General features: G+C 70.8%; 16 protein-coding genes and 1 tRNA gene. 2 read left to right on the top strand and 15 right to left on the bottom strand.

The window, feature by feature from the left end:
• Nucleotides 1-15: 15 nt before the first annotated feature.
• The 3 genes from O7623_RS00805 to O7623_RS00815 form a co-directional block, all read right to left on the bottom strand.
• Nucleotides 16-471, bottom strand: a complete 456-nt coding sequence (locus O7623_RS00805) for an Rrf2 family transcriptional regulator (protein WP_282226641.1) — start codon at nucleotides 469-471, stop codon at nucleotides 16-18.
• The gene (locus O7623_RS00810; RefSeq protein ID WP_282226642.1) at nucleotides 426-1,217 is read right to left on the bottom strand and encodes a helix-turn-helix transcriptional regulator; all 792 of its coding nucleotides are present in this window, start codon (nucleotides 1,215-1,217) and stop codon (nucleotides 426-428) included. Before O7623_RS00810 ends, O7623_RS00805 begins: the two co-directional genes overlap by 46 nt.
• A gap of 321 nt (nucleotides 1,218-1,538) precedes the next feature.
• A complete protein-coding gene (locus O7623_RS00815; RefSeq protein ID WP_282226643.1) occupies nucleotides 1,539-1,970 on the bottom strand; it encodes an SsgA family sporulation/cell division regulator in 432 nt (143 codons plus the stop codon).
• A gap of 451 nt (nucleotides 1,971-2,421) precedes the next feature.
• On the opposite strand from O7623_RS00815, the gene O7623_RS00820 reads away from it, so the two are divergent.
• Both O7623_RS00820 and O7623_RS00825 read left to right on the top strand, forming a co-directional pair.
• The gene (locus tag O7623_RS00820; RefSeq protein ID WP_282229681.1) at nucleotides 2,422-2,853 is read left to right on the top strand and encodes a TIGR02611 family protein; all 432 of its coding nucleotides are present in this window, start codon (nucleotides 2,422-2,424) and stop codon (nucleotides 2,851-2,853) included.
• 59 nt (nucleotides 2,854-2,912) lie between these two features.
• A tRNA-Val gene (locus O7623_RS00825) sits at nucleotides 2,913-2,987 on the top strand.
• A gap of 54 nt (nucleotides 2,988-3,041) precedes the next feature.
• Here the strand turns inward: O7623_RS00825 and O7623_RS00830 are convergent.
• The 12 genes from O7623_RS00830 to O7623_RS00885 all read right to left on the bottom strand — a co-directional run bounded on the left by O7623_RS00830 (nucleotide 3,042) and on the right by O7623_RS00885 (nucleotide 13,484).
• Nucleotides 3,042-4,262 carry a site-specific integrase gene (locus tag O7623_RS00830; RefSeq protein ID WP_282226644.1) on the bottom strand — a complete coding sequence of 407 codons (1,221 nt, stop codon included), beginning with the start codon at nucleotides 4,260-4,262 and terminating at the stop codon, nucleotides 3,042-3,044.
• A gap of 30 nt (nucleotides 4,263-4,292) precedes the next feature.
• The gene (locus tag O7623_RS00835; protein WP_282226645.1) at nucleotides 4,293-4,535 is read right to left on the bottom strand and encodes a helix-turn-helix domain-containing protein; all 243 of its coding nucleotides are present in this window, start codon (nucleotides 4,533-4,535) and stop codon (nucleotides 4,293-4,295) included.
• A gap of 345 nt (nucleotides 4,536-4,880) precedes the next feature.
• Nucleotides 4,881-6,443, bottom strand: a complete 1,563-nt coding sequence (locus O7623_RS00840) for a hypothetical protein (protein WP_282226646.1) — start codon at nucleotides 6,441-6,443, stop codon at nucleotides 4,881-4,883.
• Between the two features lie 34 nt (nucleotides 6,444-6,477).
• Nucleotides 6,478-7,410, bottom strand: coding sequence for a bifunctional DNA primase/polymerase (locus tag O7623_RS00845; RefSeq protein WP_282229682.1), 933 nt, complete (start codon nucleotides 7,408-7,410; stop codon nucleotides 6,478-6,480).
• 269 nt (nucleotides 7,411-7,679) lie between these two features.
• Nucleotides 7,680-8,255, bottom strand: coding sequence for a hypothetical protein (locus O7623_RS00850; RefSeq protein WP_282226647.1), 576 nt, complete (start codon nucleotides 8,253-8,255; stop codon nucleotides 7,680-7,682).
• On the bottom strand, nucleotides 8,236-8,619 hold the full coding sequence (locus tag O7623_RS00855; protein ID WP_282226648.1) for a hypothetical protein: 384 nt from the start codon (nucleotides 8,617-8,619) through the stop codon (nucleotides 8,236-8,238). Before O7623_RS00855 ends, O7623_RS00850 begins: the two co-directional genes overlap by 20 nt.
• A 20-nt stretch (nucleotides 8,620-8,639) precedes the next feature.
• Entirely contained in the window at nucleotides 8,640-10,154 is a 1,515-nt protein-coding gene (locus tag O7623_RS00860) for a DNA cytosine methyltransferase (protein WP_282226649.1), read from the bottom strand.
• A gap of 3 nt (nucleotides 10,155-10,157) precedes the next feature.
• Nucleotides 10,158-10,463 (bottom strand): hypothetical protein, encoded by a 306-nt coding sequence (locus O7623_RS00865; protein WP_282226650.1) that lies wholly within the window; start codon nucleotides 10,461-10,463, stop codon nucleotides 10,158-10,160.
• Nucleotides 10,460-10,621: a hypothetical protein gene (locus O7623_RS00870; protein WP_282226651.1), complete on the bottom strand. Its 162-nt coding sequence runs from the start codon at nucleotides 10,619-10,621 to the stop codon at nucleotides 10,460-10,462. The genes O7623_RS00865 and O7623_RS00870 overlap by 4 nt, the downstream gene beginning before the upstream one ends.
• Entirely contained in the window at nucleotides 10,618-10,890 is a 273-nt protein-coding gene (locus O7623_RS00875; RefSeq protein ID WP_282226652.1) for a hypothetical protein, read from the bottom strand. The genes O7623_RS00870 and O7623_RS00875 overlap by 4 nt, the downstream gene beginning before the upstream one ends.
• A 136-nt stretch (nucleotides 10,891-11,026) precedes the next feature.
• Entirely contained in the window at nucleotides 11,027-13,198 is a 2,172-nt protein-coding gene (locus tag O7623_RS00880) for a cell division protein FtsK (RefSeq protein WP_282226653.1), read from the bottom strand.
• A 115-nt stretch (nucleotides 13,199-13,313) separates the two neighbouring features.
• Nucleotides 13,314-13,484, bottom strand: a complete 171-nt coding sequence (locus O7623_RS00885; protein ID WP_282226654.1) for a hypothetical protein — start codon at nucleotides 13,482-13,484, stop codon at nucleotides 13,314-13,316.
• Nucleotides 13,485-13,515 lie beyond the last annotated feature (31 nt).

Here is a 13,515-nt window from a genome sequence, read left to right on the forward strand (position 1 = left end):
TGCGGGCGAGGGCCGCTAGCGTGACTCCCAGGCGTCCGGCTTCAACGTCAACTTGCGCACGTGCGCCGGCATCCGACCACTGAGCACCTCGGCCAGGCTGACCTCGTCGACGACCTCGCGCACCGCCGCCCGTACCGCGACCCAGAGCCGGGGCAGGTTCTCGGCGGCACCGTCGTAGCGGGTCTCCTCCGGGCGCAGGCCACGCACGCCCGCCAACGGCCCGTCGACGGCCCGCAGGACGGTCCCGATCGTGATGTCGCGGGGCGGCTGGGTCAAGGTGTAGCCGCCCTCCGCGCCGCGCTGGGCGCGGACCACCCCGCCGCGTCGCAGGTCGGCCAGGACCGCTTCGAGGAACTTGCGCGGCATGTCCTGCTCGGCCGCGATCGCCTGGGTGGACATCAGCGTCGGGTACGCCGCAGCCAGGATCAGTGCTGCCCGTACCGCATAGTCGCCCCGCGCGGAGATCTGCACGCCCCCATCATGCCGGTTGTCGCGACCAGCTCGGCCACCGGAGGGTGCTCGCCGACTTTCGCGCGGAACGTACCCGGAGTGCAGCCGGCTTCGCGTTGAAAGAACCGTCCGAAATTCGTCGGCTCGCCGAAACCCAGGCGCTGTCCGATCTCGGCGACCGGCAGATCGGTGGCGGCGAGCAGCCGTTTGGCCTGCAACGTGACGCGGTCGTCGATGACCTGTTTGGCGGTACGCCCGGTCACGCTCAGGCTTGCCCGGGTGAGGGTGCGCACGGCGCAGCACAGTCGTTCGGCGTACTCCTCGACCCGTCGGGTCCGAGCGTGGTCGCGTTCGACCTCCAGCTGGAAACGGCGGAAGGTGTCGCCGCGCGCCGAGGCGTCGCCGACCGGGTCGACCTGTGGGTCCTCGTCGGTGAGCAGGGCGACCCGCAGCAGGATCACCTGCAGTTGGTGTCGCAGCAGGTCGTCGACCAGGGGGGAGCGGCGTGGCCGGCCGCTGTCCACCACCAGTTGGCTGACCTCGTTGATCAGCGCGTCGGCGTCCTCGCCGACGAGCTGCCAGTACGCGGGCCGGTCCGCCGCCGCCGGGTCCGCCGGCCCGTCCACGGTCCACCGCACCACGATCGCGTCGAGCCCGGCCTGACCGCCCGACCGGGTGACCTGGCCGGCCCGGGCCCGCAGCAGGGTGCCCGGTCGGCAGGGGTACGGAACAAAATCGATCTCGTGGCTGCCGTGACCCGCAGTCACCAGCACCAGCTCCTCGTGACTCAGAAGTCGAGGTGGCGGTGGCTTTCTGGTGTCATGTGTGCTACCCAGCGTAGTTGCGCTGATCTCCCTGCCCAGTGGCTCCGGCGAGTGGGTCGGAGTCCGGCGGGCGGGCTGATCGGGTGGAACCATCGCCTCGACGGTAGCCGGCTCGTGCCACCGGCGCATCCGCTGCGACCGGTGGCTCGGGCATCGGCCGGTTCGACAGCGCCATCGGCGGCGGGAGTACGGCGCATCGCCGTACTCCCGTCACGCGAAACAGCCGGGCTCGCCGCCGTGACCGGCGGGAACCGACCGTTCCGATCACCGTCCGGCGAGTAGCCGGTTGACCGCGGTGTCCACGTCCAGGTGTTCGGACTCGCGACCGCGGGGCACCACCACGTACGTGCGGCGCAGGAAGCGGACCAGGACGCTGCGGGGCACCTCGAACAGCGCGTTGCCGTCCGGCGAGCTCAGGGCGAGCGCGACGTAGTCGCCGCGCGGGGTCGCCCATGGCCAGACCCGGACGTCGCCGATACCGGCCGGTTCGTCCAGTCCGGTGACCAGCAGTTCGCGGGCGAAGGACCAGCTGACCGCCTCGCCGCCGGCCGACTCCGCGTGGAACAGCACGTGGACGGCGTACGGATCGGTAGGTTCATAGCGCAGGCTGGCCCGGACCGGCAGCGCGGTAGCGTCCGGCGCGATGAGCCGCAGTGACGTCTCGACCTCGACGGTCGTTGGTCGGATGACACTCATGGACGTTCTCCCCCCGGCACCGCTGCGGGACGCCCGCCCCGCTTTCCCCATACTCAGGTCCTGCATTTGATTACGCTCCGTCTAACGCTGATCTCACCCAGTAGAGGGAAGCGGCTCCGGGATGCACCAAGAATGTCTTGTTTAGGTGGGTTGTCCGGTTCTGCTTGGGTAACTGGATGTGTCCGGCGTCGGGTGGTCTCGGACGTCGACTCACTCCGGTAACGTCCAGTGGTGCCCTGTGGTGACGGGGCGGGCGACAATGAGGGGCAAAATGGCCATAAAACCCTCCTCCGCGAAGCGGATGACCGAGAATTCAGCGCCGGGTCACGCGCAGTACGAACCTGCCGACGACGCTGAGGGCGAGGCCGGGCCGAAAGGGGTACGCGTGGAACCGGAGTCGCACCCACACTCCAACGGGCACCACAGCGGCGCCGCCTCGGCGGTCGGCGTCGTGGACCGGCCGGGTCCGCAGGCCCCCCGTACGCCCACCGGCCTGCGCCACCGGGTCCGGGTCACCCTGGCGCTGATCCGGTCCAACCCGACCGGCCGGATCGCGTTGAAGGTCGGCGTCGGTGTCCTCGGGGCCCTCGTGGTGATCCTCGGCCTGCTGCTCATCCCGTTGCCCGGTCCGGGCTGGCTGATCGTCTTCGGCGGCCTGGCGATCTGGGGCGTCGAGTTCCACTGGGCGAAGCGCCTGCTCGCCTTCGCGCGCCGACACGTGCAACGGTGGACCAGATGGGCCGCCCGGCAGACCTGGCCGGTCCGGCTGGGCCTCGGTGGTGTCGGCCTGGTCTTCGTCGGTGTCGTGCTGGCGATCTCGCTGAAGGTCGGCCTCGGCATCGACGTGATCGCGAGCTTCCTGCGCTACCTCGCCACGAACTGACCCCCGCCACCCCGGATGTGCGCCAGGGCAGGACGATCAGGTACAGTCGTCCGCGCTGAGGGCGATTAGCTCAGCGGGAGAGCGCTTCGTTCACACCGAAGAGGTCACTGGTTCGATCCCAGTATCGCCCACCATCGATATAGCCAGCAGAGGCACCCCGGACCGGGGTGCCTCTGCTGCTGACTGGCCTACTCCGGACCCTCAGCCGTCAGCGGATCGTCAGCGAACGCCTCTCGGATACGCTTGTCACGACCATCCGACTGATGGGTGTAGAGGTTCAAGGTCGTCGAGGGCTTCTCGTGGCCCATGACCGCCTGGACGTCGTTGACGGGCACGCCGCGCGACACCAGCTCGGTCGCGTAGGAGTGCCGCAGGTCGTGAAAGCGCAATCCGCCTGGTGCCAGCTTCGCTACGTGCGCAATGGCGTCCCGCTCAGTCGTAAACTCGGCGGTCCACTCGATGCCTTCGGAGTCGACCCACGTCGCACGCCACTTGAAGTGACCCATCCGGTCGATCCGTCCGAGTAGTCCGGCCCGGACCAAGGACGGACGCCAGACTCTCGCCCGGAACAGGGTCCGTCTGAGCGGACCTCCGGTGCTGTTTGTGAACACCTCGCCGATCGGACCAGCCGGGAACGCCTCCCGATGTGCGCGGAGAATCTCCGTGGCGAACTCCGGCAGGGGGACGGCGCGGCGACCCGCACGCGACTTCGGGTAGGGCTTCACTGTCACCGATCCGGCAACTTCGACCGCGACGCGAACCACGCTCGCGGTTCCGGCATCGAGGTCTAAGCACTCCCACCGAAGTCCGGTGCACTCGCCCCAGCGAAGTCCGGTGCCGCCGGCCAGCGCGACCAGTGCGCGGTAACGATCCGGAACGGCAGGCAGGAGTCGGGCGACCAGATCGGCGCGCGAGATTATGCGCTCATCCATGTCCTTCTTCCTGCGGGGTGGCACCTTGACTCCCTCGCAGGGGTTGACGCCGATTAGCCGGTCACGGACGGCCGAACGCAGGATCGCCGAGGTCAGCCGGAAGCATTCCGCCACCGTGGCGGGGGAGCGTCTGCGTGCGACGTCGGACACCCATCCCTGTACGGCCGTGTAGTCGATGCTGCCGATCGGAACGTCTCGCCAGCGGGGCAGCACATGCGTGCGCAGGATCGAGATGTCTCGGGCCATCGTGGCCAACTCGCCGTTGCGCGCTTCCTGCCACCTGTCGGCGTACTTGCCGAACCGGAGACGTCCGGCGTGTGGGTCGACGTAGGTCCCTCGGGTGATGGTGGATTCGGTGTCGGCGAGGAAGGACGCAGCGGCCTTCTTGGTCTTGAAGGTCTTGGCTTTCTGTTTGCCGGTGGCGTCGCGCCAGTTGGCGCGGTAGGTGCCTGCGGGTGTCTTGATGATGTGTCCCACGGGTGGGTGGTCCTCCGGTTCTGGTCGGGGTCAGTGGTGGGTGTCGGTGGTGGGTTGGTTGAGCCAGTCGTGGAGTCGGCGCTTGGGGACGACCCACCGGCCGCCGAGTCGTACGGCGGGGATCTGGCCGGTTCGGGCGAGTCGGTAGGCGCTTCCTGGGGAGATCGCGAGCAGTCGTGCGGTTTCCTGGATGGTGTAGACGGCCGGGGGTTCCTGGTGGGGTTCGGCGGGGGTGACCGGTTGGCGGGGTGCGCGGAACGGGAGCACGGTCATGGGGTCGTGTTCCTTCCAGGGGTAGCGCTGGATTCGCTGAGGAGTCGGGTGGCGGTGGCGCACGGGCGTTCTGGTTCAGGAGGGCTGAAACATCTCCGCATCTCCGCATCTCCGCAAACATGGCTGTGAGCTGGGGAAACGGGTGCGGAGATCTCCCCAGTTGGTGGGGTGGGATCTCCGCAGTGGGGGGTTCATCTCCGCAGTTGGTTGCGGAGATGCGGAGATCGACGGTGGTTGGTGGTGGTGTTCTCCGCAGGGTGTTTCCGCTGGTGGGTGCCTGTTTTCGCGGAGATGCGGAGATGCGGAGATGCGGAGATGTTTCAGCGGGTCTTCCAGGGCTGGCGGCTAGGGCTGGTGGTGTTCGACCCAGAACACGGCGCGGTCTCCCCGGTCGCTGCGGCCGGCGCGGATGACGTGGTGGCCGCGCCAGCGGCCGGCTTGTCCGGTGAGGAGTCGGCCGAGTTGCAGGGGGTTGGGGAGGCGTCCGCTGCTGGTGGTGATGAATTGGCCGTCCCAGTTGTCGATGGTTTCCCCGGCGGCGGTGTCGGGTTCGGCGTCGCGGCGCAGTTCGGCGGCGGTCATGGGCCGGCCGCCGTGGCGGTCGTGCCAGCAGGTGAGGAACGCGCGCCAGCGCGTTTCGTCTTCGTCGATGCCCCGGACTTCGCTGGCGTTGGTGAGGAAGCCGTCGATGCCGTGGTGGTGGAGGAACCCGCCGAGGGACTGTGCCCAGGGGGTGAACTGGCGCATGGTGACGCCGGTGATCCGGGGTGCTCCCTGGCTTGTCCAGTCGAGGACGAGGACCAGGAGGTGCCAGAGGACGGTGAGTTGGTTGGCGGGTGCGGTGATCCACTGGTCGAGGTGGGGGATGCCGAATCCGGACTGGTCGCGGAGTTCGGGTTGGGGCATGTCGGGGTCGAGGTGCACGCGGACGGTGCGGGATGCCATGTCTCCGCCGACTTGCAGGTTGTTGCCGGTGGCCATCCATAGCCGGTCGTTGACGGTGGCGATGTTGCGGGACGCGCCTAGCTGCCGGTCGGACCAGACGCCGGTGGTGACGAGTTGGGCGAGTACGGCGGAGTCGATGACGGTGCCTTCGGCGAGGTTGTCCCAGATCACGACGCCGACCTGTTCGGCGAGTACGGCGGTGATGGACTTGCGCAACTCCTCGTCGGAGTAGGCCCACGGCATGATGCGCTGGCCGTAGAGCATGCCGGGGCCGGCGGTGAGGATCGTCTTGCCGGATGAGGGCATGGTGGCGTCGATGAGGGCGAACGGCGTTAACGACCTGGTGAAGTGCCGCAGGATCGGGGTAGCGAGTAGGGCTACGTAGTTGGCGCGGTCGGCTGCCGATGACCAGGGGAAGTCTCGGAGGAACGCGCCGAGGAGGAATCGGCGGGCGTCGGCGACTTGGTCGGCGGTGGGGTGGTCGGGCACGGGCGGCAGGGTGACTTTCGCGGCGAGGTAGAGGCCGGTGGCGGGGTCGTAGCCGGGTTGCTGAAGGAGGGTGCCGTCACGTCGTAGGACGGGTGCGCCGATGATGCCGCGTAGTGGTGGGACGCCGGGCCAGGTCTTGCCGGCGAGGACGCTACCGAGGATGTCTCGGGGCGGGGTGGTCTCTTCTTCGTAGGGTTCGGGGTTTCCTCCGGCGTCTTTGCGGGTTTTGAGTCGGTAGACGTAGGCGTGTTCGGCGAGGGCGGCGGCGAGGCTGGCGGGTGTGAGGGTGCTGGCGGTGACGGGGAGGGGTGAGTCGTCGTCGGCGGCGGTGGTGATGCCGCCGGAGACGGCTTCCATGTGGACGAGGGACCCGGCGGACACGTAGGTGTCGGGCAGCAGCCCGTCGACCAGCGCGGTTTTGAGTACGCGGATGGTGTCGGGTCCGGAACCGACTTGGAGCCGGGTCGTGGTCATACGTGGTCCTCCGTTCTCGACGGGGTGGGGTTGGTTAGGCGGCGACGGTGCGGGGTCGGTGTGCTCCGGCGCGTAGGCCGGAGGTGATGGTGCGGGCGATTTCTCGGTCGGTGAGTGGTGTGCGGCCGGGTAGGGATCGGGCGGCGGGTTCGAGTGCGGCGCGTACGTCGCTGTCGGTGAGTGCGCCTCCGGCGACGAGTTGGCCGAGGGCGACGGCGGACAGGTAGAGGGCGTGGTTGCGTTGTCCTTCGGGTGCGGCGGTGAGGTGGTCGATCTGGTTGCGGATGGCGGCGGTGAGGTAGGCGGCGCGTCGGCCGCTGCCGAGGTCGACAGCGACGGGTTGCTGTGGCGGCAGCGGCACGGGTCGGAGTAGGCGGGTGAGCCAGTCGGGTAGTGGGGCGGGGTCGCAGTCCACGAGGACCTGGTAGGGGCGGCCGGCGGCGGTGGAGCCGGCGGCGACGACGTAGCCGCCGTTGGCGCGGGTGTCGACCAGCCAACCGAGGCCGCCGCTGGTGTTCCGCAACGCGGGGCCGGCCGGGTGTTGGTAGTACAGGTGGGTACCGCCGCGCCCGGTCGACACGGCGTAGGTGGGCTCTATGCCGCCGCCGTGCTGGTCGGCGAGGGCGGTGAGCACGTCGAGCCCGGTGGTGTCCGGCCCCCATTGGTCGGGTGGGGTCTGGTCGGGTTTGCGGGTGTCGCAGTCGATGACGACCAGGCCGGAAGGCCCACAGGCGACGCCGACGCCGTAGGGGCGTTGTGTCCAGGCGCGGCGGATGCGGCCGGGGTCGGTGGTGGCGCGTTCCTGCCAGGTGACGTGCCGGCCGGCTGCCCGGCAGCGCGGGTCGGTGTGGTCGCAGCGGTCGGTGTCGTGGTCGGGGAACGCGGGCAGTTTGCTGTCGGGTCGCAGGGGGAAGACGTGCCAGCCGCGTGCGGCGTGGTCGAGCGCGGCGGCGAGCAGCTCGGGCATGGGCGTCTCCTCACGGGTCGGCGCGGCGGCCGGGGCCGAGGCACCGGCTGCGGCGGCGGGTGTGGGGTTGCGGCAGGCGTGGCACAGCGTCCGTCCGTGTGGGCCGTAGCGGACGGTGGGTGCGTGGCAGGCGGTGCAGGCGCCGACGACTTGTCCGGTGCCGACCCGGCCGGCGGTGACGGTCCAGCCGGCGGCTTCGTAGGCGGCCACGGCGGCCGGGGTGAGGGTCGGGGACTGTGACGCGCGGGGCCGGACCATGCCGGCGGGCATCAGGCGGCCCGCCGGAACAGGTCGGCCTGGTCGTGGTGGCCGGCGGTGGGTGGGCAGTGTCCGCAGTAGGGGGCTGGCCGGGTGTGGTCGCAGCCGTCGCATGTGCCGTAGTCGCGCATCCGGTCGGCGAGGAGGTTGCCGCAGCGGCGGCACCGGTCGTGCCGGCCGGCGGCGGTCGGGTGTCCGCAGCCGGCAAGCGGCCGACCGGGCGGGCCGGTGGTGGCGGCGGTGGCGGGCTGGTGGGTGTCGGCGGCGGGTGGGGTGATCGCGGTTTCGGCGCACGTTTTGTGGCAGGGCTGCCGGTCGTAGGGGTCGGCCAGCATGGCGGGCTGTCGGCAGAGCCGGCAGGGCCGGGGCGGGTCGAGGACGGTGGCGTGTCGCCAGTCGAGCAGCGACGCGACGCCGGTCCACACGTCGATGACGTGGGCAACCACGTCACCGCGTCTGCGGAGCCCGGCGACCAGGTGTCCGGCGCCATCCGGGCCGTCGATGACCAGCCGCCCGGCGGGGTCGCGGTCGATGACGACCCCGGCCCGCCGGGCAGCGGCCAGGAGTTCAACCGCCGGTGCTGGCATCGCCGTCGCCCTGGTCGTCGTGGTCGTCCTCGGGCCAGCAGACGGGGCAGAGGACAGCGTCGCGGTGGGCGGCCCAGGAGATGGTGACCTGGGGGAACACGGTCGCGCGGGTGGCGGGTTCGTCGCCGCAGTTGTTGTCGGTGAGGCAGGCCGGACACAGCCGGGCGCGTTTCGTGGTGGCCGGCTCCCCTGTGACGGGGTTCGTGTCACCGATCGGGATCTCGACCAGCGCGGTGACGATCCGGTGGACGGTCACACCGGGCCGGAACGCGCCGATGGTGCAGACCGACCAGCCGCCGCCGCCCTGGCGGGCCATGCCGGCCGGGATCGGCCGGCCGCTGCTGGTCGTGGTCGTGGTGGTCATCAGGGATCTCCAAACGGGTGTCACAGACGGGTCGGGGTGGGGTCGAGGTGTTCGCCGGTGATGGACTCGACCAGGGCGGCGATGAGGTCGCGGGCGGCGGGTGGGGTGACGGCGTTGCCGAGTTGCCGGACGCGTTCGCGTTTGTTGCCGAGGACCTGGTAGCTGGTGTCGAACGCCATGGCGGCCTGGATCTCGTGGGGTTCGAGCATCCGGAAGGTGCAGTCGTCGACGGTGATCTCGGCGCTGACGAGGGCGTTGCGGTCGACGGTGGTGATGGTGCCGGCGGGCTGATTCACGGGTCGGGCCGCGCCGTTGCTGTAGTAGGGCACCAACAGGTGATCGAAGCGGATCAGGGACTGCACCGACGACGCGGTCTGCGTGCGTAGCGGCTCGGTGGTGGGGGTGGACATCTGGCCCTGGTCGCCGCGTGCGGTCATGTTCCGCATGACGAGGGCGTGATGGTTGCCGGCGGCGGTGACGGTGTCCAGCGGCGCGACGGCGGCGGGTTTGGCGGTGTTGTTGGCCCGCATCGGCACGACCAGGGCTTCGGCGTCTCCGGTGGCGCCGACCATGGCGTGGTTCGACCCGTCGGCGACGATGGTCGCCAGCGGCTGGTCAACGGCGACGGTCCGGGGCCGGTCGGAGCGCAACAGGGTGAGGAACGGCGGCGTCGCGTACCGTTTCAGGCCGGCTTCGATGCGGGCGACGGTCTTCGCGGCGAGGGGCCGCGTCCGGTCGCCGATGCGTTCACCGGGCAGTGTCCAGTCGATCGCGGCGGCGGCCGGCAGCACCCTCGGGTGTAGTTCGGTGTGGCAGCGGGGGGTCGGGCAGCGGTAGACGTACTGCTGCCGGTAGCAGCCCCACGGCGAGTCCGGGCGTTTCCACGCCTGCACCGCGCGGACGGTGCGGTCACAGTGGGGACACCACGCCTGGGGGCGGGTCCACCGGTCAAGGTCGGGGCAGCGGTCACCGTCCAGGTGTCCGAGGCCGTACCAGCGGTTGCGGGACTGGGGTGCACCGTCGCCCATGGCCTGGGCGAACATCGAGTTGAGGTAGACGAAGTGCAGGCAGTAGCCGGCGTGGCGTAGCGCGGTGACCCAGGCGTCGTAGTACATCCACTGCCGGACGTCGACGACGTTCTCGACGACGAACGCCCGGTACGGCCTGCCCCGGAGCTTCATCGCCTCGACGAACCGGCAGACGTCCCACATGGTCGCCCGTGACCGTTCGGCGGCGTCGTCGGGCAACCCGGGGTCGAACAGGTCGGGTTGCCGGTCGGCGCGGCGTGCGCCTCTGGCCTGGGAGTGGTTGGTGCACTCCGGGGAGGCCCACAGGATGTCGGTGGCCGGGTAGCGGCGCGGGTCGGTCTGGGAGATGTCGGCGCAGTCGTGGTCGGCGTCGGGATGGTTGGTGTTGTGCGTGTCGACGGCCAGCCGCCAGTGGTTGGCGGCCATACGCACACGCACACCGGGAACCTGGACCGCGCCGGAGCTGGAGCCACCGGCACCGCAGAACAGGTCGGTGATCGTCAGCATCGGTCAGCCCTTCGTCGACGCGGCGTGCCTCGGGTGGGGCCGGGCCAGCGCGGCGGCGCGGCCGACCATGGTGCGGGTGTCGGCGAGCAGCCCGGCCAGCTGCCGCCGGGCGGCGGGGTTGCTGTCCGCGAGGGGCACGCTCAGCGTGACGTCGGCGTGTTCCCGGCCGCTGGCGGACTTGACGCGGGTCAGGACCGCGACGCCACCGCCGTCGAGGTGGATCGTCAGCGACGGGGCGCGGTGCTCGGCGAGGTTGCACCGGTGGTCGCGGGCGCACCAGTCGGTGTGCGGCGTTGCCCGGCGCTTCACCGGGCCACCTTCACGGGCTGGTGCCAGAAAGCGGCCGGGCAGCCGCCGGACATGGTGGCGTCGCGCCACTGCGCGGCGACGTTCTGGCGGGTGATCGTGGCGGCGCAGTGCCGGCAGGTCGACGTCTGCGGTGGTGGTGTGTTGCTGGTCGTGGTCATCGGGTTCCCTTGTCGTGGAGAGCGCGGAGGTAGTTGAGGACGCGGCGGCCGGGTCGGATGGTGCGGCCGTCGCCGTCGCAGCGGCGGCAGAGCCGGAAGTGCCGGCCGAGGGGTGAGGGGCGGCGGCCGGTGCCGTGGCAGCGGCGGCAGTGCCCGAACGGGTAGAGCCAGCACAGCAGCCCGTAACCGACGGTGACGGCGGCGAGGGTCAGCACGAGTAGGCCGATGTGGATGGTGGTGGTGGTCGCGGTCGCGGCGAGGGTGGGCACCGGGCAGCCTCCGGGGCGGGTTTTCGGGTATCAGGGCTGGTGGGGGCGACCCGCGACCGGTGGCCGTATGCGCTGACCAGGCCGGTCGCGGGTCGAGTCGCGTTGCCGCGACCGGTCGCGGGCGGGCCGCGACCGGTCAGGCAGCCTTACGACGGGCGATCGCGGCGTCGATGTCGTCGGCTTTGGCTCCCTTGAGTGCCTTACCGGACCGCTTGACGTCTACGCTGCGTACACCGAACGCCCGGACCTGAGCGGAGATCGCTTCGGCGGTGGTGTCGGCGTACGCCTCGGGGACACGGGCGGCGAGGCGGGCGGCGATCTCTTCCCACTGCGCCCCGGTCTCGCCGGGTTCGATCACCGCGCGGACGTCGGCGAGGACGTCCCGCGTGAGGCGGGTGACGTCTTCCCCGGCGGCCATCCCGGACAGCGTCCCGGCCGCCTCGCGTAGCTTCCGGGCGGCGGTCAGGATCTTCTCGGCGTCGTCTGCGTCAGCGAGGTAGGTCCGCACGGTGGGGGTGGCGTCGGACGCGCCGCGCAGGATGCCGACGCCCTTGTAGGAGGGCAGCAGCGTCGAGGAGTCGTAGCCCTCGGAGTTCGCCCCGGCCCCAAGGACGAGGTCGGACACCTGCCACGACCCGGTACGCAGACTGAACCGGACCTGGTGGTTGTCGCGGAAGCTGATGAACTGCTGGGCCACCTGACCGGCACCGACCCCGGACGGGCGTTGGGTGGCGTCGACGAAGATGACCCCGGCGGCCGGGGCGACCTTGACCAGGTAGACCAGCAGACCCGCGATCTCCTTCGACACCTCGCCGAGGTCGAAGTACTCCTGAAACTCGTCGAGCACGACCATCCGCACCGGCATCCGGTACTTGGGGTCGCGGGCGATCTCACGGGTCAGCTTGCCCTCGGGGCAGATGTCGACGGGCAGCTTCGACAGCCGCTCGTAGCGGTCCTGCACGTCGGCTTTGATCTCCCGCAGCGCTTCCACGACGATCTCCGCCGGGTCGCCGTCGCGGGTCATCGCCAACCCGAACGCGTACCGGTCGGCGACCAGGGCGAACTTGCGCCAGTCGGGTTTGCCGCCACCGTCGAGGACGGTCAGCTTCACGTACGGGTCCAGGGCGGCGTAGAGGGCCAGCAGCCGGGCGGCGAACGTCTTGCCCTGCCTCGGTTGCGCGCCGATCAGCACGCTGTTCCACATCAGGTCGACGGTGACCTTGCCGCCGCGTTCGTCGAGGCCGAACGCGGCCGGCTGCCAGATGTCGGTGGCCTTGCACCGCAGCAGCGGCGTCCGGCCGGCACCTTGGGCGAGGGGGTCCCGGTCGGCCACCCACAACGTGTGGCGCCGGTGCGAGGACGGGTCGCGGGTGATGAACACCTGCGACACGGCGACGTCCAGGCCGGACGCGATCGCACCGCGTGCCTTCACCGCGTCGTCGAACGTCTTGCCGTACGGCAGGTCGATCGACACCTGAGAGCCGGTGCCGGACGGGTCACGGGCCATCGTCGACCCGAACCCGATCTGCTGATGCGCCTTGTCGGGGTGGCCGAGGCCGGCGGCGTAGTAGGCGCGCAGGATGATGTCCGGGTTGACCCGCCGGAACCGGCCCGACACGGTGGCCGGGGTGATGATCGGCCGGTCCGCCGGCCGTCCGATCCGGGCCAGCCAGGCGACCGCGCAGCCGCCGACAGCGGCGGTCGCCCACCACGGGGCGGCGGCCCACAGCAGCGGTCCGGCCACGCCGACCGTGACCGCTTCGACGACCAGGACCAGGCCACGCCACGCGCGGGTGGCCTTCACCTCCCGGTGCAGCTTCTGCCACGCATGCCAGTCCCCGGCGTCGGCGGCGCGCTGCCGTAGCCCGGTCTGCTCCGCCAGCCACCACCACCGGATGTGCCGGCCGGCGAGACGGGCCGCGCCGACCGACGCCCAGAACGCGGCCAGCACGGCGTACCGGGGGGACCGGACCGCGTGGTAACCGGCCCGGTAGGCGACCAGACCGGCCGCGTCGCGCACCGTGGCGCGGATGTTGACCCAGTTCGCCAGCTGGGCCGGGATGATCGGCCGGCGACCGTCCGGCCCGGCCGACACCGGCGGCGGGTCGACCAGGGTGCCGCCCGGTTGCGGCGACTCGTCCAGCACCACATCGAAGTGCGTGCCATCCGACCCGGCACGGGGGCTACGCCGGTCCCGGACCGCGTCCAGGTCCACAACCTCAGCACCCGGCCCGCCACCGGCGGCGGGGGTAGTCAGATCGGCTTCCGCCGCCGACCAGTCGAAACGGTCATCGTTCGGGGACGTCATGATGAGGGTTCCTCCATCAGATGGTTGGTGGAAGGGGCCGGCGGCACAGCACGGTTTTCCAGGCCATGGGCTGTGCCGCCGGGATCCGACAACCGGCGGTGCCGGCTTGTGCTGGTCAGTTCTGCCGCTGCGTCCGGCCGCCCTCGCGCAGGACCTCGTACGTGCGACGGCGGACCGGCGCGATCAGCTGGCGGATCTCGTCGTTGCTCGCCCCGGCCGGCACGGTGATGCCGGCCGCCTTGGCCTGTTCCCGGAGCATCCGCCGCTCGGTGGAGTTGTCGGCCATCTCGGTTCCTCCTTCGCCCGGCGCTCTGCCG

Origin of the sequence: Solwaraspora sp. WMMD791 (genome assembly GCF_029581195.1) — a bacterium.
In the GTDB taxonomy this organism is placed as follows: Bacteria; Actinomycetota; Actinomycetes; order Mycobacteriales; family Micromonosporaceae; genus Micromonospora_E.